This window comes from Skermanella sp. TT6 (assembly GCF_016653635.2).
Lineage (GTDB): Bacteria > Pseudomonadota > Alphaproteobacteria > Azospirillales > Azospirillaceae > Skermanella > Skermanella cutis.
Genome location: NZ_CP067420.1, coordinates 3,665,868 through 3,683,268 on the forward strand (window position 1 = coordinate 3,665,868; position 17,401 = coordinate 3,683,268).

General features: G+C 68.9%; 15 protein-coding genes. 9 read left to right on the forward strand and 6 right to left on the reverse strand.

The features are described from left to right. The first annotated feature begins 222 nt into the window (after positions 1-222). Positions 223-534, forward strand: a complete 312-nt coding sequence (locus IGS68_RS17270; RefSeq protein WP_201071796.1) for a hypothetical protein — start codon at positions 223-225, stop codon at positions 532-534. Between the two features lie 47 nt (positions 535-581). On the opposite strand, the gene IGS68_RS17275 is transcribed toward IGS68_RS17270, so the two are convergent. Together IGS68_RS17275 and IGS68_RS17280 are read right to left on the reverse strand one after the other, a co-directional pair. Beyond that, the gene (locus IGS68_RS17275; RefSeq protein ID WP_201071798.1) at positions 582-920 is read right to left on the reverse strand and encodes a DUF1491 family protein; all 339 of its coding nucleotides are present in this window, start codon (positions 918-920) and stop codon (positions 582-584) included. A 37-nt stretch (positions 921-957) separates the two neighbouring features. Next, positions 958-1,878 carry a transglycosylase SLT domain-containing protein gene (locus IGS68_RS17280; protein WP_201071803.1) on the reverse strand — a complete coding sequence of 307 codons (921 nt, stop codon included), beginning with the start codon at positions 1,876-1,878 and terminating at the stop codon, positions 958-960. A 184-nt stretch (positions 1,879-2,062) separates the two neighbouring features. Between IGS68_RS17280 and IGS68_RS17285 the strand changes: the two genes are divergently transcribed. After that, positions 2,063-3,856: an acyl-CoA dehydrogenase gene (locus IGS68_RS17285; RefSeq protein WP_201071806.1), complete on the forward strand. Its 1,794-nt coding sequence runs from the start codon at positions 2,063-2,065 to the stop codon at positions 3,854-3,856. A gap of 184 nt (positions 3,857-4,040) precedes the next feature. On the opposite strand, the gene IGS68_RS17290 is transcribed toward IGS68_RS17285, so the two are convergent. After that, the gene (locus IGS68_RS17290; RefSeq protein WP_201071809.1) at positions 4,041-5,288 is read right to left on the reverse strand and encodes an adenylate/guanylate cyclase domain-containing protein; all 1,248 of its coding nucleotides are present in this window, start codon (positions 5,286-5,288) and stop codon (positions 4,041-4,043) included. Between the two features lie 110 nt (positions 5,289-5,398). Here IGS68_RS17290 and IGS68_RS17295 point away from each other — a divergent pair, with 110 nt between their 5' ends. Continuing rightward, the gene (locus tag IGS68_RS17295) at positions 5,399-6,403 is read left to right on the forward strand and encodes a serine hydrolase domain-containing protein (protein ID WP_247880941.1); all 1,005 of its coding nucleotides are present in this window, start codon (positions 5,399-5,401) and stop codon (positions 6,401-6,403) included. Between the two features lie 16 nt (positions 6,404-6,419). On the opposite strand, the gene IGS68_RS17300 is transcribed toward IGS68_RS17295, so the two are convergent. Continuing rightward, entirely contained in the window at positions 6,420-8,054 is a 1,635-nt protein-coding gene (locus IGS68_RS17300; RefSeq protein WP_201071812.1) for an electron transfer flavoprotein-ubiquinone oxidoreductase, read from the reverse strand. Positions 8,055-8,248: 194 nt separating this feature from the next. Between IGS68_RS17300 and IGS68_RS17305 the strand changes: the two genes are divergently transcribed. From IGS68_RS17305 to IGS68_RS17320, 4 genes are all read left to right on the forward strand, one after another. Further along, complete coding sequence (locus IGS68_RS17305) at positions 8,249-9,100, forward strand: uracil-DNA glycosylase (protein ID WP_201071815.1); 852 nt, start codon at positions 8,249-8,251, stop codon at positions 9,098-9,100. A 294-nt stretch (positions 9,101-9,394) separates the two neighbouring features. Further along, the gene (locus IGS68_RS17310; RefSeq protein WP_201071818.1) at positions 9,395-11,056 is read left to right on the forward strand and encodes a lytic transglycosylase domain-containing protein; all 1,662 of its coding nucleotides are present in this window, start codon (positions 9,395-9,397) and stop codon (positions 11,054-11,056) included. Next, complete coding sequence (moaB, locus tag IGS68_RS17315) at positions 11,043-11,591, forward strand: molybdenum cofactor biosynthesis protein B (protein ID WP_201071820.1); 549 nt, start codon at positions 11,043-11,045, stop codon at positions 11,589-11,591. Before IGS68_RS17310 ends, moaB begins: the two co-directional genes overlap by 14 nt. A gap of 7 nt (positions 11,592-11,598) precedes the next feature. After that, the gene (locus IGS68_RS17320) at positions 11,599-12,549 is read left to right on the forward strand and encodes a phosphotransferase (RefSeq protein WP_247880942.1); all 951 of its coding nucleotides are present in this window, start codon (positions 11,599-11,601) and stop codon (positions 12,547-12,549) included. A 198-nt stretch (positions 12,550-12,747) separates the two neighbouring features. On the opposite strand, the gene IGS68_RS17325 is transcribed toward IGS68_RS17320, so the two are convergent. Both IGS68_RS17325 and IGS68_RS17330 read right to left on the reverse strand, forming a co-directional pair. After that, a complete protein-coding gene (locus IGS68_RS17325; RefSeq protein WP_201071822.1) occupies positions 12,748-13,053 on the reverse strand; it encodes an addiction module antidote protein in 306 nt (101 codons plus the stop codon). A gap of 315 nt (positions 13,054-13,368) precedes the next feature. Continuing rightward, positions 13,369-14,448, reverse strand: coding sequence for a PA0069 family radical SAM protein (locus IGS68_RS17330; RefSeq protein WP_201071824.1), 1,080 nt, complete (start codon positions 14,446-14,448; stop codon positions 13,369-13,371). Positions 14,449-14,684: 236 nt separating this feature from the next. Here IGS68_RS17330 and IGS68_RS17335 point away from each other — a divergent pair, with 236 nt between their 5' ends. Together IGS68_RS17335 and IGS68_RS17340 are read left to right on the forward strand one after the other, a co-directional pair. Next, positions 14,685-15,704, forward strand: coding sequence for a glycosyltransferase family 2 protein (locus IGS68_RS17335; RefSeq protein WP_201071826.1), 1,020 nt, complete (start codon positions 14,685-14,687; stop codon positions 15,702-15,704). A gap of 60 nt (positions 15,705-15,764) precedes the next feature. After that, on the forward strand, positions 15,765-17,369 hold the full coding sequence (locus IGS68_RS17340; protein ID WP_201071828.1) for a GMC oxidoreductase: 1,605 nt from the start codon (positions 15,765-15,767) through the stop codon (positions 17,367-17,369). Positions 17,370-17,401: the final 32 nt, after the last annotated feature.

The following is a 17,401-nucleotide window of genomic DNA, read 5'->3' on the forward strand; positions in this document are numbered from 1 at the left end:
CCGCGCTCCCGATGGGGAGACCCGACGATGATCCCGTTATGCCAGTCTTATCACCCCGGCCATGGAACCAGTCCGGAACGATAGGCGCCTTGCCCTTTGCAGGTGTCGAGGCCAAGCCGCACGGCCGGGCGAAGCCGGTTACCCCGCCTGGATCCGGTGACAAATGCTGCCCCCGGTTGTTGAATGCCCTGCCGAAATCACAGTTTTGCAGTGGAGAGCGCCATGACGCGTTACATGAGAGTTGCCATCGCCGGTCTGGCCCTCCTGTCCCTGGCCGCCTGCGAGAACATGGGCTGGAGCGGCAGCCGGGGCGGCGGCCCCACGCCGTCCAGCACGACGAACACCCTGGGTACCGGCGGCGCGGGCTATTCCGGCCCCAACAGCCAGATGGGAACCGGCGGGTCTGGCGGCGGCACCAGCGATCGCGACACCGGACGTTCCTCGGACTTCGTCACGGGGCGCAGCCGTTCCGGTCCGATCGGCACCGGGGGAGCGGGCGTTTCCGACGCGCCGATTCCCCAGTACCGGCCCTGAACCGGGAATGAACCGGGATTTGGATGCCATGGCTGGAAGCCGGGCCTTCAGATCAGCTTTCCCTCGAAGGGATGCCGGCCGGCCCGATCCTCGATCTCGATCACCCACAGGTCGGGGTCGCGCTTGACGGCGCGCTCGATATAGGCGTCGGCGTCGGCCTCCGGCATCAGGGCGTTCTCCCGGGCGGCGAGCCAGGCCGTACGCCCTTCCATGTCGCGCGTCTGGGTCAGCACCCGGCAGCCCTGCTCCAGCTGGTTCAGCTTCAGCATGACGAGGCCGCCGTAAGGGGAGCCCTTGCGCACGACGTAGGCCGGAATCGCCTCGGCGACGCAGCGGCGCACATGCGCCTTGACCCAGAGCTCGGTTGGAATGCGATCATCGTCCATCCGGCCACCCTAGCCCGCCGCACGGCCGGGCGCCACTTCAGACCGCGCCGAGGCCCGGCATCGGCGCGCTGATCGCCTTGGCCGCCCCCCGCGCCCCGTTCTTCGACCCGTCGGCGGCGGTGCCCTCGTCCTTCGGCGTGCCCAGCTGGGACAGCACCATGACCGTGAACAGCGAAGTCGGCTCCGAATTCGGCGCGGCGGCCCTGCCGAAGGGCGACCGGAACCCTCCGTCGCTGCTCCAGGCCGACCGGCTGGACGGCATGCCGATGGCACCGGTCGACGCCGTCATGGAGTTCCCGTCCATCCCGTCGAACTTCGCGGCGAACCGGTCGTAGATCTGGCCGACCGACAGCGCCTTGCCCGACTTGTCGTAGAACACGCCGCGGTTGGCAGACGCCGCTTCGGGCAGCAGGGCGGCGGCCGGCTGGTCCGGGTTCTGGCGCATGCCGTTGAGGAACCTCGATGCCCCGCCCGCCCCCAGGAAATGGGCCATGTAGAGCTCGGTCGGCCCGATCCGCCCCCCGACGCTCTGTTCGAGCTGCGTCTGGTTGTCGCGCGCGAACTCCGCCGCCAGGTACGACGACACCTTCGGATCCTTCCGCAGGTCGAGGATGTCGCGCCGCGCCTGCGGGTCCTGCACGTAGGGAGTGCCGTCGGAGCGGCGCTGGACCTGGGCGGCCTCCCGGCCCAGGCCGTACTTGGCTCCGTGCTGCTCGACCATGTTCAGCCAGGTGCTCTCGATGAACTGGTAAAGTCCCGTGGCGCTGCTGGTCGCGGCTTTCGCGTCCGGGTCGAAACTGCTTTCCTGGGCAGCTTTTGCCATGAGGTAGGAAAAATCTACCCCCGTCCGGTCGCTCGCCTGGCGCACCGCCGCCTGGATCGCCTGGGGGGCGGCCCCCGCGGCGGCGCGGTACTGCTGGGGATCGGATGCGCGCATCAGGTTTGCAGGGTTCGACATGACGGCCTCTACCAACGGGTTCCGCCCACCAATCAGCAATCCCCATGCCAGTACCGCGCCCCACGCGTTACCGTGTCGCAAGGCTCGCAAGCCGCATGCGCCCGCGCTATCTTTCCCGGGGATGCCGCCGGAACCGCCGGCATCCTCGACCAAAGCTCACGGTCTCGGGAGGACCTTGCCTACCATGATCCCCTACTCCGCCCCCATCCAGGACATGCGCTTCGTGCTGAACGAGGTGGTCGGCATGGACCGCATCACCAGCCTGCCCGGCTATGCCGATGCGACGCCCGACATGGTCGACGCGATCCTCGACGAAGCCGGCAAGCTTGCTTCCAACGTGCTGGCGCCGATCAACTTTTCCGGCGACCAGGAAGGGGCCGTGCTGGAGAACGGCGTCGTCCGCACCCCCAAGGGCTTCCGGGAGGCGTACCGCCAGTACCAGGAAGGCGGCTGGAACAGCGTGCCGTTCGATCCCGAGCATGGCGGCCAGGGGCTGCCCTGGACCCTCGCCATGGCGGTGCAGGAGATGTGGCAGGCGGCCAACATGTCCTTCGCCCTGTGCCCTATGCTGAACCAGGGCGCCGTCGAGGCGCTGACCGAGCACGGCAGCGACGCGCTGAAGGAGATCTATCTGGGCAAGCTGATCTCGGGCGAATGGACCGGCACCATGAACCTGACGGAGCCGCAGGCGGGCAGCGACCTCGCCGCGATCCGGACCCGGGCGGTGCGCGAGGACGGCCATTACCGGATCTCCGGCCAGAAGATCTACATCACCTACGGCGAGCATGATTTCACCGAGAACATCATCCACATGGTGCTGGCCCGGCTGAACGACGCGCCGCCCGGCATCAAGGGGATCTCGCTGTTCGTCGTGCCGAAGTTCCTGGTCAATCCCGACGGATCGCTGGGCGAGCGCAACGACCTGCGCTGCGTCAGCCTGGAGCACAAGCTGGGCATCCACGCCAGCCCGACCGCCGTCATGGCGTTCGGCGACAACGACGGGGCGATCGGCTATCTGGTCGGCGAGGAGAACCGCGGCATCGAGTACATGTTCACCATGATGAACAACGCCCGCATGGGCGTCGGGCTCCAGGGCGTCGCGATCTCCGAACGGGCCTACCAGCAGGCCCGCGACTATGCCCGCACGCGGGTGCAGAGCCGCGACATGACCGACGCCAAGGGCGAACCGGTCTCGATCGTCCGGCATCCCGACGTCCGCCGCATGCTGATGACCATGCGCGCGCAGACCGAAGCCGCCCGCGCCCTGACCTATTACGCCGTGGCCGCCCTCGACGTCGCGAAGAAGCACGCCGATCCGGCCGAGGCCGCCAAGGGCCAGGCCATGGCCGACCTGCTGACCCCCGTGGTGAAGGCCTGGTGCACCGACCTGGGCGTGGAGAACGCCTCGACCGGCATCCAGATCCATGGCGGCATGGGCTTCATCGAGGAGACCGGCGCCGCCCAGCACCTGCGCGACGCCCGGATCACCCCGATCTACGAGGGCACCAACGGCATCCAGGCCAACGACCTGGTGTTCCGCAAGGTGATCCGCGACGGCGGCGCCGCCGCCGGCAACCTGTTCGCCGAGATGCGCGAGACGGTGGAGGCGCTGAAGCACCTGCCGGGCGACGACATGGCGGCGATCTCCATCGCCCTGGGCAAGGCGGTGGACGCGCTGGAGAAGGCGACGGCCTGGCTGGTCGAGCACGGCAAGCGCATGCCCCAGGCCGCGGCGGCCGGCGCCGCGAACTATCTGCGGATGTTCGGCATCACCACCGGCGGCTTCCTGATGGCCCGCGCCGCCATGGCCGCCCTGCAGGGCCAGGCCGACCCGGACGCCGACCAGCGCTTCCTGGACGCCAAGCTGATCACCGCCCGCTTCTTCGCCGACCAGTTCCTGCCCCAGGCGGCCAGCCTGCTGACCCCGATCACCGAAGGCCACCGCACGGTGATGGCGCTGTCGGAGGACCAGTTCTAAAGCGGTTTCCGGCCGGGCCAAGCCGATCGGGCACCGCTCCAGCGGGAGCGGCGCAAGCGTAAGTCAGGCTGTTGCCACAGATTACGGCGATGGACAAAGATGCGAACTGGATCATCTGAGGATATCGCCGTCATCTGTGGCCAATTTTCTTCATTCCATAGAGGCCTCGAACAAAGCAGGCCCATCACCTTTGCAAGGCGCAGGCTCCCTTGCCGCCCGCCACCGCCTCCGGGTCCAGGGTGAACAGTTCCTGCGGGCGGCCGACGCCGCGGAGCGCGTAGCGGCCGACCGACACCAGCCGGGCGGCGCAGGTCTCGGCGGAACCGGCGAAAGCGGAGGACAGCAGCACGTCCTGGTCCAGGGACCGGCACATGGCCGCGATCCGGGCGACCTCGTTGACCGCGGGGCCGATCACGGTGAAGTCCAGCCGGTCCTCGCTGCCGATGTTGCCGTAGAACACCTCGCCGACATTCAGGCCCAGGTAGAAGCGCGTCCAGGGCAGCCCCTCGGCCTTGCGCCGCTTGTTCAGCGCGGCGACGCGGCGCCGGGCCTCCTCGGCGGCGTCGAGCGAGCGGTTGCACAGCTCGCCGTCCTCCGCGCCGCTGAAGATCGCCATGATGCCGTCGCCCATGAACTTCATCACCTGCCCCTGGTGGTCGTGGATGGAGGAGACGATCGCGTCGGCATAGTCGTTCAGCAGCGGGATCACCTGTTCCGGATCGACCGTGTCGGTGATCCGGGTGAAGCCCTGGAGGTCGCTGAACCACAGCACGGCGCTCATCCGCTCGGTCACGCCGCGCTCGATATAGCCGCCCAGCACGCGCCGGCCGGCGTCGCGGCCCAGGTAGGTCTCGACCAGCGTCTCGGCGATGCGTCCCACCGACACGTCGCGGATCGCCAGCGCCAGGAACGGCAGGCTGCGCTCCATGATCGTGATGTGGGTTTCGTCGAACCCGTCGGGTCCGTCGGTCGACCAGGACGACACCAGGCTGTCCATCATCCCGATCGTCATGGACTTGCCGAACAGGGTGCTGACCGCCAGATAGTCCGTGATCCCCTCGTCCCGCAATTCGCCCATCACGGGAAAGCGGTCGGACGGGCAGTCGCCGTCGATGAACCGGCAGCGCAGGGATTTCCCGCCGCTTTCCATCAGGTAGTGGAACGGGCTTTTCAGCCACTTGTCCTCGTTCTCCCGGGCCAGCGAGCGGGCGTACTCGGATGCCGTGGTCTCGTTCTTCCTCCGGTGCCAATGGAAGGTGCGGGCTTCCAGGACGGGATGGAGGGTATCGATCAGGGCCACCACCCGCGTCAGCGGGACGCCGTACTCGACCAGCCGGCGGCAGAACCCGTCGACCAGTTCGGTCTCCGAGGCTCCTGCAAGCCCGGCCTCGGCGACCCATTCGGAAATTTCCAGTATCAGCCGGTCTTCCATCCCCGCTCCCGCCGCCCACGCGCTCAACCGGCCGAAGAAGAGGTCGGCCCGTCATCCATCTTGTAGCACCTGGGCCGAGTGGCAATACTCCCCGAATGATGGAAGCGGCCTTGAAGGAGATATCAACCCGGTTCGCGACGGGCGCGGGCCGGGCCGGCGTGGCGATCATCCACGGCGCCGACCGATGGTCCGGAACCGTCGGCCGGGACGGCGCCGTCGCCGAGCGGTCCGGCCGGTACCTGCTCTACAGTTTCACGAAGACGCTGATGGCCGCGGCGGCCCTCCGCCTGGTGGACCGGGGACGGCTCGATCTCGATCACCTCCTGGAGGAGCCCGCCGTGCCGGGATCCATCGCCGGCGGGATCACGCTGCGCCAGCTTCTCCACCACGACGGCGGTCTGGCCGACTATGGCGGTATCCCCGAGTACAATGCGGCGGTGAAGGCCGGGCAGGAACCCTGGAGCGATGACGAGTACTGGTCGCGGACAGGTGCCGGACGCCGGCTGTTCGAGCCCGGCCGGGGCTGGGCCTATTCCAACATCGGCTACATGCTGGTCCGCCGGATCCTCTGCCGGGAAACCGGCCTCGGCTTCGGCGCCATGCTGGCGGACCTCGTCTTCAAGCCTTTGGGAGTGACCGACGCTTTCGTGCCCGTCACCCGGGCCGACTTGGAGGGGCTGGACCTGGGGCCGAGCCGCTATCTCGGGAACGGCGGGCCGCCGGTGCCGGTCGCCGCCCGCTACCATCCCGGCTGGGTGTCGCACGGCGTCGCCGCCGCGACCCCCGATGCCGCAGCGTGCCTGCTCCACGGCATCCTGGCCGGCACGCTGCTGCCCCGTCCCCTGCTGGATCTGATGACGGCGGCCCGGCGGGTCGCCGATCCGATGCCGGGCCGGCCCTGGATCGAGCCGGGTTACGGATTGGGGCTGATGGTCGAACTGGCTCCCGGCGGCTCCGGCGCGGCAGGCCACACCGGCAGCGGTCCCGGATGCAGCCCCGCCGTCTTCCACTTCAGGGGAAAGCGGCAGCCGCTGACCATCTGCGTGATCACCGGCGGGGAGGACGTCGGCCAGGCCGAGACCATGGCCGTGGCCGCGTCCTCCAGGTTCCCCTGATCCGGATCCCAGCGGCCTACATGTTCGGGTAGTTCGGCCCGCCGCCGCCCTCCGGGACGACCCAGTTGATGTTCTGCGTCGGGTCCTTGATGTCGCAGGTCTTGCAGTGGACGCAGTTCTGCGCGTTGATCTGGAGCCTGGGATTGGCGCCCGAGTCGTCCCGCACGATCTCGTACACCCCCGCCGGGCAATAGCGCTGCTCCGGCGCGTCGTAGTCCGGCAGGTTGATCCGGATCGGGATCGTCGGGTCCTTCAGCGTCAGGTGCGCCGGCTGGTTTTCCTCGTGGTTGGTGTTCGAGATGAACACCGACGACAGGCGGTCGAACGTCAGCACCCCGTCCGGCTTGGGGTACTGGATCTTCGGCATCTCGCTCGCCTTCTTCAGCTGGAGATGGTCGGCGTGGTTGTGGAACGTCCACGGCGCCTTGCCCCGCATCACGAAGGTGTCGAAGGCCGAATACGCGATCCCGCCCCACAACCCCCGCCGGAACGACGGCCGGATGTTGCGGACATGGTACAGCTCCTCCCACAGCCAGCTTTCCTTCAGCCGCTCGGGATATGCGACCGCCTCGACCTCGCCGGCCTCGGACCTCAGCAGGTCGAACACCGCCTCGGCGCACACCATGCCGCTCTTCATGGCGGTGTGGTTGCCCTTGATCTTGGGCACGTTCAGGAAGCCCGCGCTGTCTCCGACCAGGCAGCCGCCCGGGAAGGTCAGCTTGGGGATCGACTGGAACCCGCCCTCGCTCAAGGCCCGCGCGCCGTAGGAGATCCGCCGCCCGCCCTCCAGGTACTTGCGGATGTCGGGGTGCAGCTTGAAGCGCTGGAACTCGTCGAAGGGCGACAGGTGCGGGTTCTCATAGTCCAGCCCGATGACGAAGCCGATCGAGACCTGGTTGCCCGCCATGTGGTACATCCACGAGCCGCCGTAGGTCTTCTCGTCCATCGGCCAGCCGATGGTGTGGACCACCAGGCCTTCCTTGTGCCTGGCCGGGTCGATCTCCCACAGCTCCTTGATGCCGATGCCGTAGGTCTGCGGGTCGCAGTCGCGGCGCAGGTCGAAGCGCTCCATCAGCCCCTTGGCCAGCGAGCCGCGGCAGCCCTCGGCGAAGAGGGTCTGCTTCGCGTGCAGCTCCATGCCCGGCGTGTAGGCGTCGGTCTTCTCGCCGTTCTTGCCGATGCCCATGTCGCCGGTGGCCACACCCTTGACCGAGCCGTCCTCGCGGTACAGCACCTCGGCCGCCGCGAATCCCGGATAGATCTCGACGCCCAGCTCCTCGGCCTGCGCCGCCAGCCAGCGGCCGAACTCGCCGAGGCTGATGATGTAGTTGCCGTGGTTGTTCATCTGCGGCGGCGTCTTGAGCCGGCGCGAGCGCTTCTCCGTCAGGTGGAGGAAATAATCCTCGGTGGCCGGCGTGTTGAGCGGCGCGCCCTTGTCCTTCCAGTCCGGGATCAGCTCGTTCAGCGCCCGCGGCTCCAGCACCGCGCCCGAGAGCAGGTGGGCGCCGACCTCGGAGCCCTTCTCCAGGATGCAGACCGACACCTCGTGTTCCTGCTCGGCGGCGAGCTGTTTCAGCCGGATCGCGGCGCTCAGGCCCGACGGCCCGGCTCCGACGATCACGACGTCGTATTCCATTACCTCGCGTTCCATGGTTCCTTCCCCTACCAAGCCCTATGGATCCGGTCCAACAGACCATGCCCTCGCCACGGCATCTCCGAATCCGGCTTTGGCTGCCTATCTCTAGTTCCGGTTCTCCGTTTCCGGTCGATGAAAGAACATAGGTTCGATGCTAGGGTCAAACCATGAATGAGCGCCGCCCAAGGTGAGTTTTGAGCGAATCTGACATGCGCGAAATCGTCGCTCTGCTGCGCTGGCACCTGGATGTCGGCGCGGACGAGGCGATCGCGGACACTCCCACGGACTGGACGAAGGTCGTCGCGCGCGCGGCGCCCGCCCCTGCGCCCGCGGCCCCGGGACAGGCGCGGCAGCTTCCCGGCTCCGGTGCCGGGACCGGAGGCCGCACCCTGCCGCCCCGCGCCGCCCCGGCCGCGGCAGGCCGCCCGGTCCAGCAACCCCTGCTCGGCACGCCCGCGGCGGGCGCCACGGCGCGCGCCATGGCGGCGGAGGCCGGCGACCTCGACTCGCTCCGCGCCGCCATGGCGGCCTTCGAGGGGTGCGCGCTGAAGACGACCGCCACCAACCTGGTCTTCGCCGACGGAAACCCCAAGGCGCGGCTGATGCTGATCGGCGAGGCGCCGGGCGAGGACGAGGACCGCCAGGGCCTTCCCTTCGTCGGCAAGAGCGGCAAGCTGCTGGACCAGATGCTGGCCTGCATCGGACTCGACCGCACCCAGATCTACATCACCAACATTCTGCCCTGGCGCCCGCCCGGCAACCGCAAGCCCAACCCCAACGAGATCCAGACCTGCCTGCCCTTCGTCGAGCGGCACGTGGAGCTGGTGGCTCCCGAAGGGCTGATGCTGCTGGGCGGCACCTCGGCGAGCGCCCTGCTGAACCGCACCGACGGCATCATGAGGCTGCGCGGCCGCTGGTTCGAGTTCACCCCCTCGGCCGCCGCCAAGCCGATTCCCGTCCTGCCCACATATCACCCGGCCTTCCTGCTGCGCCAGCCGGCCATGAAGCGCGACGCCTGGCGCGACCTGTTGGCTTTCAAGAAGAAATTTCTGGTGACTTAAGGGATTGGAATCATTGGTCTGCCGGCCGCAGCCCCGGCCGGTTGACCGGGGTATGCAAGGTCCGGCCCGACATGGACGCTTGTGGGTCCGGAAAACATCCGGTATTTGTCCCTCATGTCCGGGAAGATTGTTAACGCAGGCTTAACCATTCGGTGCCTGCGCTCACACCTCCTCAGCGGTGCCTTCCTGTGCCTTGCCGTCCTGGTCCTGCTCCCTTTCCCGGGTGCCGGTCAGGCTTCAGCGCGCGACCGGGATACCGCTTACAAATCTGACGAGTCGTCGGCCCCCTGGTCGGTGGACGTTCCGGTCGTACCCAGCCGACAGAGCCGGGCCGCCACGCACGACTCGCAACTCACCGCGCAGGAGGCGGGGCGCTACCGCCGGATCTTCGAGCTTCAGGACTCCGGCGACTGGAACGCCGCCGACAAGCTGATCGGCGAGGTGACCGACATGCGCCTGATCGGGCATGTCGAGTACCAGCGGCTGATGCATCCCTCCTACAAGGCCGGCTATCACGAGCTTCGCGGCTGGCTGGAACGGTTCGCCGACCATCCCGGGGCCGACAGGGTCTACCAGCTGGCCTTGCGCCGCATGGCCCGGGGCGAGCGCAAGCCGCCGGCCCCGCGGGGCCAGGCGGCATCCCTGCCCGCCGGGCAGAACGGCGCCTACGCGTCGGATCGCGGGCTCCAGGCCGCCGCCCCGCGGCGGGGCCTCGCGGTCGAGGCACCGATCCAGGCCGCCAAGGTCGCGGCGGAAGGTCCCGTGCTACCCGCCGGCGCCGTGACCGTCGCAGCATCGGCCGCGGTGGCCGCCCCCCCGAAGCCGGAGCCGGCGTCCCCGTCGGCCGGCGGGCGAAGCTGGAGCGCCGGCATCGCGGCCTGGCGGATCGGCCAGAACGACAAGGCCGCCCGGCACTTCCAGGCGTTCGCCCAGGCCGAGTCGGCTTCGCCCTGGGACCGTTCCGCCGGCGCCTACTGGGCCGCCCGGGCGCACCAGCGCGCCCGCCGCGCCGACGAGGCCGCCAGGTGGCTGGCCGAGGCCGCCCGGCATCCCCGGACCTTCTATGGCCTGATCGCCCGGCAGGCCCTCGGAAACATCTCCGATGCCGGCCTGCGGGAGCCGATCCTGACGCGGCGCCATGTCCGCGTCCTGGCCGAGCATCCGGCCGGCCGGCGCGCCATAGCCCTGGTCCAGGCCGGCCGGCGCGAGAGCGCGGAGCAGGAGCTGCGCCGGATCGAGGCGCGCGGCAACAGGACGCTGGAGCAGGCGCTGGTCGCCCTGGCCGACATGGCCGGCATGCCGTCGCTCGCCATGCGGCTCGGCAGCGTGCTGACGGATTCGGACGGAACCGCCTACGACTCGGCGCTCTATCCCCTGCCCCCGTGGGAGCCGCGCGGCGGCTTCACCGTGGACCGGGCGCTGCTGTTCGCCCTGATGCGCCAGGAAAGCCGGTTCGAGCCGGATGCCCGGAGCGGCGCCGGGGCCAGGGGCCTGATGCAGCTGATGCCCAGCACCGCGAGCTACGTCGCCGGCAAGCTGACGCCCGATATCCTGGAGCTGACCCGGGGCAAGCCGGACCTGTACGAGCCGGAAGTCAACATGACCCTGGGCCAGCACTATGTGCGCTACCTGCTGGAGCAGAAGGGGATCGAGGACAACCTGATCCTGACCGTCGCGGCCTACAATGCCGGCCCCGGCAACCTCCAGCGCTGGCGGCGGCGCCTGTCCCAGGTCAAGGACCCGCTGCTGTTCATCGAGAGCCTGCCCGTCCGGGAGACGCGCACCTTCGTCGAGCAGGTGCTGACCAACTACTGGATCTACAGCCAGCGCCTGGGCCGGCCCTTGCCGTCCCTGGAGGCCATTGCGGCCGGCCGGTGGCCGGTTTATATGGCAGGGGACGGCGATGCTCCCGCGCCGAAGACAGTTCAGCAGGTGGCCACCGATGGCAAAGATTGACGAGTCCCGGCCCTTCCTCGCGGTCAACATCGCGGTCCTGACCGTGTCGGACACGCGGGTCGAGGCAGACGACAGGTCGGGCAACACCCTGGTGGAGCGCCTGACCGCCGACGGCCACCGCCTCGCCGCCCGCGCGATCGTCAAGGACGACATTCCCTCGATCATCGCCCAGGTCCAGGCCTGGATCGCCGATCCCGGCATCGACGTGGTGATCTCGACCGGCGGCACCGGCGTGACCGGACGCGACGTGACGCCGGAGGCGTTCCACGCGATCTACGACAAGGAGATCCCCGGCTTCGGCGAGCTGTTCCGCATGATCAGCTACGAGAAGGTCGGCACCTCCACGATCCAGAGCAGGGCGACCGGCGGCGTGACCGGCGGGACCTACCTGTTCGCCCTGCCCGGCTCGCCCAGCGCCTGCCGCGACGCCTGGGACGGCATCCTGAAGTTCCAGCTCGACAACCGGCACCGGCCCTGCAACCTGGTCGAGCTGATGCCCCGCCTGATGGAGCATGTGAAGCCCGCCGGTGCCTGAAGGACCCTTGCCTGACCGGCATCTCCCGGCCGCGCTCCGAAACCGCCTGGGGCTGGACGCCGATCCGCTGCCGCTGCCGCCCAAGGGTATGGCCCACGCCCATCTGCGCCTGCCGGGCGGCGTTCTGGCGCGGGTGCCGCGCTGGAGCCAGATCGGCCTCGATCCCGCCGCCAACCTGCGCCACCAGGCGGCCGCCTTCACCCGCGCCGCCCCCGGCGGCCACACGCCGCTCCTGGCAGGCGTCCTGGAACCCGGCGCGGACCTGCCCATGGGCGCCCTCCTGGTCGAGGAGATCGCCGGGCGCCCGCCGCACCTGCCCGACGACATGCCGGCCATCGCCCGCGCGCTGGCCTCCCTCCATGTCCTGTCGGCGGAACCGGCGGCCAACCCGATCCAGGCCACCATCCGGGTGATCGAGCGGCAGGCGCCCTGCTTCGCCCGCGCCGGGCTGGCGCGGGAGACCCTGGCCCACCTCGACGCCGAGCTGGAGTGGGTCCGCACCCTGCCGACGACCCCGGAGCCCCCGGTAGCTTTGGTCGGCACCGACACCCATCCCGGCAATTTCCTGATCGACGATCGGGGAAAGGCCTGGTTCGTGGACCTGGAGAAGGCGACCGACGGGCTTCCGGCAATCGACCTGGCCCACGCCAGCCTCTACACCTCGACCACCTGGGACCCCGATGTGGCCGCGGTCCTTTCCCGCGAGGACACCCGGCGTTTCTACGCCGCCTGGAGCGACGCCGTCCCGCCGGCCATGGCCGAGGCGGTGCGTCCCTGGTTCGGCATCGCCCGCCGCTTGGTCTGGCTGCGCACCCTGTCCTGGATGGCGCGCTGGAAGGTGGAAGGATCGGCCGCGTTCGGCGCCGGCATCGACCCGCGCACCGTCGCCCACGTGCGGGAGCGGATCGAAGACTTCTTCGACCCGGCGACGATCGCGCGGGTGCGGGATAGCCTTTGACCTGAGCGCTTCCCGGCACCGCCCGCCAATGCCTTGACCGGTTCGCCGTAGGTCGGCCTTCGCCCGCAGGGCGAACGCCGACACCCTGCATCAACGCTCCGGCCATGGTGTCGGCGTCGGCCTTCGGCCGAGGCCGACCTACGATGGAGCTGTTGAGGGGCCTGGAGGTCGTGTTCCAAAAAACGAGAATGCACCGTGTCAGGTCCCTGGACCTTCAGGGTCCACGGTGGCGCTGAGACGTAGACCAAGCGAGCGGATCACCTTCAACACGGTTGCGAACTCCGGATTGCCGCCCGGTGCCAGGGCTTTGTACAACCTCTGTCGCCCCAGCCCGGTGCGGCGCGCCATGTCCGTCATGCCTTTCGCCCGCGCGATATTGCCGAGCGCTGCCGCGACAAGTTCCGGATCGCCGTCCTCCAGGACAGCTTCCAGGTTTGCGGCGATGCGATCCTCGTTGGTGAGGCTGTCTACGATGTCCCATGGACGGGTTTCGGTCTTGGACATGCTCGATCCCTCAAAGCGTCCGGGCCAGACGAATAGCAGCCGCGATATCCAGATCCCGAGTACGCCTAGCGCCGCCGGCCGTTCCACTCGCCGCGCTGTGTTGCGCCATGGGCGCAACCTACGGCTCGATGCAGGGCGGAGGTGATGCGGGCCGAAGCTCGTAGGTTGCGCCCATGGCGCAACGCACTGGATCAGCCGTCCCGGGCCGATTGACCTGCTCGCGAACCGCTCTAGCCGTTACGGCGCCCCCAAGTCGCACAGGCTGTCGATCTCCTACAATCAAGTATCCGCAATGATGGTCCATGCCGACAGCCCTCAAAGCAGCGGCAATTGGTCCCCGGGCGCCGGCGGCGGCCTGAACAGCCCGCATTCCAGGTCCCAGCGCCGCCCATTCAGGCCCAGCCGCCGGCAGGCCAGCTTGAAGCGGCGGGACAGCAGTTCGGCGATCGGGCCGGTGCCGGTCATGCGGGTGCCGAACTCGGACTGGTAGAGGCCGCCGGCCCGCGCCTGCCGGATCAGGCTCAGCACGCGGTCGGCCCGGTCGGGAACGTGCTCGCGCAGCCATTCCTCGAACAGGTCCTTTATCTCCAGCGGCAGCCGCAGCAGGATATAGCTGCCGCCGGCGGCTCCCGCCTCCGCGCCGGCCTCCAGGATCGCTTCCAGCTCGTGGTCGTTGAGCCCCGGCACCATCGGGCTGGCGAGGACCGAGACAGGCACGCCCGCCGCCGTCAATTCCCGGATCGCCTCCAGCCGCCGGGGCGGCGTCGCGGCGCGCGGCTCCATCCGGCGGGCGAGGTCCCGGTCGAGCGTGGTGACCGACACGGCGACGCTCGCCAGCCGCTTCGCCGCCATCGGAGCCAGGATATCCAGGTCGCGGGTCACCAGCGCCGACTTGGTGATGATGCAGACCGGCTGGTTGAAGTCCCGGCAGACCTCCAGCACCGCGCGGGTGATCCGCTCCTCCCGCTCGATCGGCTGGTAAGGGTCGGTGTTGGCGCCGATCGCCAGCGGCCGGCAGACATAGGATTTCGCGCGCAGCTCCCGCGCCAGCAACTCGGCCGCGTCCCGCTTGCGGAACAGGCGCGTCTCGAAATCCAGCCCCGGCGACAGCCCCAGATAGGCGTGGGTCGGGCGGGCGAAGCAATAGATGCAGGCGTGCTCGCAGCCGCGATAGGGATTGACCGATTGTTCGAACGGGATGTCGGGCGAGCTGTTGCGGGCGATGACGCTGCGGGCGCGGTCGTCCAGGACGGTCGTCCGGACCGGCGGCGGATCCTCGCCGCCGTTCGCCGTCCAGCCGTCGTCCACCAGCACGCGCCGCTCGCGCTCGAAACGCGAACTCTCGTTGCTGATCGCCCCCCGCCCCTTGAGAGCCCTGCGCGTGATCTCGTCCATGAGGGCCAGGATAGACCGTCGCGAATAGAACGTAAAGAGAACACATTTCTCTTTGATCGAACGCCGGGGCGGTTCGGAGGTAGCCGGCTGAACCGAATCTTACCTGAACTGAGTAGCTTTCGCTCTGAGTGTTCTAGGGTTGATGTTCTAGGGCCGTTTGGGCGGTGTCGGGGCGGGCATCCCGCCTGCTAACCAGGAGGACAAATTTAGGTCAAAAGCGCAAAGGTCCACTGCTCATGATTTCGATCGTCATGCCGTCCTACAATTCCGCGGAATTCATCGAACAGGCTATCGAGAGCGTCAGGGCACAGACATTCCCCCATTTCGAACTGCTGGTCTGCGACGACGGCTCGACGGACGGCACCCTCGACATCGTCAGGCGCCTGATGGGCCAGGACGACCGGATCAGGCTTCTGCTGAACAACTGCCGCAACATCAGCCTGAACTGCAACATCGGGCTCCGGGAAGCCAGATACCCCTGGATCGCCCGGCTCGACGCGGACGACGTCATGCATCCGAACCGGCTGGAACTCCAGATGAAGGCGGCCGAACAGGATCCCTCGGTGGTCCTGTGGGGAAGCCATGCCCGGCTGGTGAACCGCAAGGGCAGACCCCTACGCACCCTGCGGACCGGACCGGCGACGCAGGAGGAGTTCGAGAGCAAGCGGGCGACCGGCGGCATGCTGGTGATCCAGGGGCCGACGGTGATGTTCCGCCGTGACCTGGCGCTGGAGATCGGCGGGTACGACCCGTTCTTCAATTCGGCCGAGGATCTCGAACTGCTGCACCGGCTGGTCGCGTTCGGCCCGGCCCGGGTTCTGCCGCTGGCGCTGACCGACTACCGCGTCCACGGCGGCAGCGTGACGTCGGGCAAGGCGGCCCACCAGATCCGCCTGATCCGGTACATCGAGGCCCGCAACCGCGCCGTCCTGGCCGGCTGCGCGATCTGCCCGCCGGTGGAGTTCATGCGCGCCCTGGACAGCGCACCGGCCCATGTCCGCCTGCTCGAATGGATCGACGGCATGGCCCGGCAGAACTACCGCAACGCCAGCATCCACAATGCCGAGAAGCGGACCTTCCGGGCCGTCCTGTGCCTGACCGCAGCCCTGTCCCTCAATCCCTTCTTCAGCCTGCCCCGCCTGGGCAAGCGGATCGGCCGAAGCTTGGCGGTCCGGTCCCGCGCCACCCTGCATTCCGCGGGGCGGCGGATTCTCGGGGCGGTCCATGCCGGCGGCAGCGGCGGCCCGGCGCACTGACACCGGCCTGTTTGACGGCGGCGTGCCGAGCCGCCGTCAATCCTACGCGAAGACACTTCCATGATCCTGGACATCCGGCAGTTCCCGACCGGGCAGCATTTCGACGCCGACCTGTGCATCGTAGGCGCCGGGGCCGCCGGCATCTCGATCGCGCGCGACATGCTCGGGCTTCCGATCAAGGTGCTGCTGCTGGAAAGCGGCGGCTTCGACTTCGACGCCGAGGTCGCGGCCCTGAACGAAGCCGACAACGCCGCCGACCTGAAGCTCGACCTGGAATCCTTCCGGGCCCGCCTGTTCGGGGGCACGACCAGCCTGTGGGGCGGCAATTGCGCCCCGCTCGACCCGATCGACTTCGCGCCGCGCCCTTGGGTGCCCTTCTCCGGCTGGCCGATCAAGCACGAGGAGATGCTGCCCTACTGGCAGCGCGCCCAACCCCTGTTCGAGCTGGGCGACCGCGGCTACGACGTGGACGAATGGGTCCTGGCCGAGCCGGACTTCGAGGTCGTCCGGCTGCCGCTCGATACCGGGCTCGTCCGCGAGAAGGTCTACCAGCGGAGCCCGCGGACCCAGTTCGGCCACCGCTACGGGGGCGAGCTGGAACCCGACTCCGCGAACGTGACCGTCATGCTCAACGGGACCGCGGTCGGGCTGCGGACCGACGACTCCGCCGGGACCGTCACCGGGCTCGAGGTCAGGACGCTGACCGGCCGCTCCCACACGATCTCGGCCCGCGCCGTCGTGCTCGCCGCCGGGATCGAGAACGCCCGCCTGCTCCTGCTGTCCAACGACAGGGAACCGGCGGGCCTGGGCAACCGGCACGACGCCGTCGGCCGCTATTTCATGGAACACCTGAACATGGTGTCCGGCCGGGCGATGATCCCCGGCGCCGACGACCTCTACCGCTTCTACGACGCCGAGGGCTGGGCCGACCGCACCTCTCCCACCGCCGTCAGGATGCTCGTGGGGCTCCAGCCCACTCCCGAGATGCAGGAGGCGGCCGGCATCGGCAATTACGTCGCCTTCATCAACAGGACCTTCGAGGGCGAGCAGACGGCGGGCTACCAGGCGCTGCGCCATCTGCTGTACCGGCTGAGGCACGCCCAGCTGTCGGACCACCTGCGCAACGACCTGGCGGCCCTGGTCGGAGATTTCGGTTCCGCCCTGAAGGGAAGCTGGAACCGCGTGTTCGCCGCCGATACCAGCATCTACGAGATCCAGCATTTCTTCGAACAGGTTCCCAACCCCGACAGCCGGATCAGGCTGGGCGACAGGCCGGACCCGCTGGGCATGCCCCGCATGGTGGTCGATTGGCGCACCACCGACCAGGACAAGCGGACCTGGGCGGTCGGCCAGGACCTCGTCGCCCGCGCGATCGGCGCCGGCGACGGGACGGGCGGCACCGGCAGGCTCCAGCTCGAGCCGGCGGGACCGGGCCTGCCCTGGCCCGACACGATCCACCAGTCGAGCCACTACATGGGCACCACGAGGATCAGCGACGATCCACGCCTCGGCGTCGTCGACCACGATTGCCGCGTCCATGGCCTGTCCAATCTCTTCGTCGCGGGCGGTTCGGTCCTTCCGACCGGCGGCTGCGCCATGGTCACGATCAACATCGTGGCGCTGGCGCTGCGGCTGGCCGACCATCTGAAGCGCCTGCTGGCCTGACGGGAGCGGTTCGGGTATCACGGGCGCCTTCG

Bases quoted from the DNA above. Each gene is read 5' to 3' on its own strand.
- IGS68_RS17305 (WP_201071815.1), top strand. From the start codon at position 8,249: ATGCGCGAAATCGTCGCTCTGCTGCGCTGGCACCTGGATGTCGGCGCG.
- IGS68_RS17330 (WP_201071824.1), bottom strand. From the start codon at position 14,448: ATGGACGAGATCACGCGCAGGGCTCTCAAGGGGCGGGGGGCGATCAGC.
- IGS68_RS17335 (WP_201071826.1), top strand. From the start codon at position 14,685: ATGATTTCGATCGTCATGCCGTCCTACAATTCCGCGGAATTCATCGAA.
- IGS68_RS17275 (WP_201071798.1), bottom strand. From the start codon at position 920: ATGGACGATGATCGCATTCCAACCGAGCTCTGGGTCAAGGCGCATGTG.
- IGS68_RS17270 (WP_201071796.1), top strand. From the start codon at position 223: ATGACGCGTTACATGAGAGTTGCCATCGCCGGTCTGGCCCTCCTGTCC.
- IGS68_RS17280 (WP_201071803.1), bottom strand. From the start codon at position 1,878: ATGTCGAACCCTGCAAACCTGATGCGCGCATCCGATCCCCAGCAGTAC.
- IGS68_RS17300 (WP_201071812.1), bottom strand. From the start codon at position 8,054: ATGGAACGCGAGGTAATGGAATACGACGTCGTGATCGTCGGAGCCGGG.
- IGS68_RS17290 (WP_201071809.1), bottom strand. From the start codon at position 5,288: ATGGAAGACCGGCTGATACTGGAAATTTCCGAATGGGTCGCCGAGGCC.
- moaB (WP_201071820.1), top strand. From the start codon at position 11,043: ATGGCAAAGATTGACGAGTCCCGGCCCTTCCTCGCGGTCAACATCGCG.
- IGS68_RS17285 (WP_201071806.1), top strand. From the start codon at position 2,063: ATGATCCCCTACTCCGCCCCCATCCAGGACATGCGCTTCGTGCTGAAC.
- IGS68_RS17340 (WP_201071828.1), top strand. From the start codon at position 15,765: ATGATCCTGGACATCCGGCAGTTCCCGACCGGGCAGCATTTCGACGCC.
- IGS68_RS17325 (WP_201071822.1), bottom strand. From the start codon at position 13,053: ATGTCCAAGACCGAAACCCGTCCATGGGACATCGTAGACAGCCTCACC.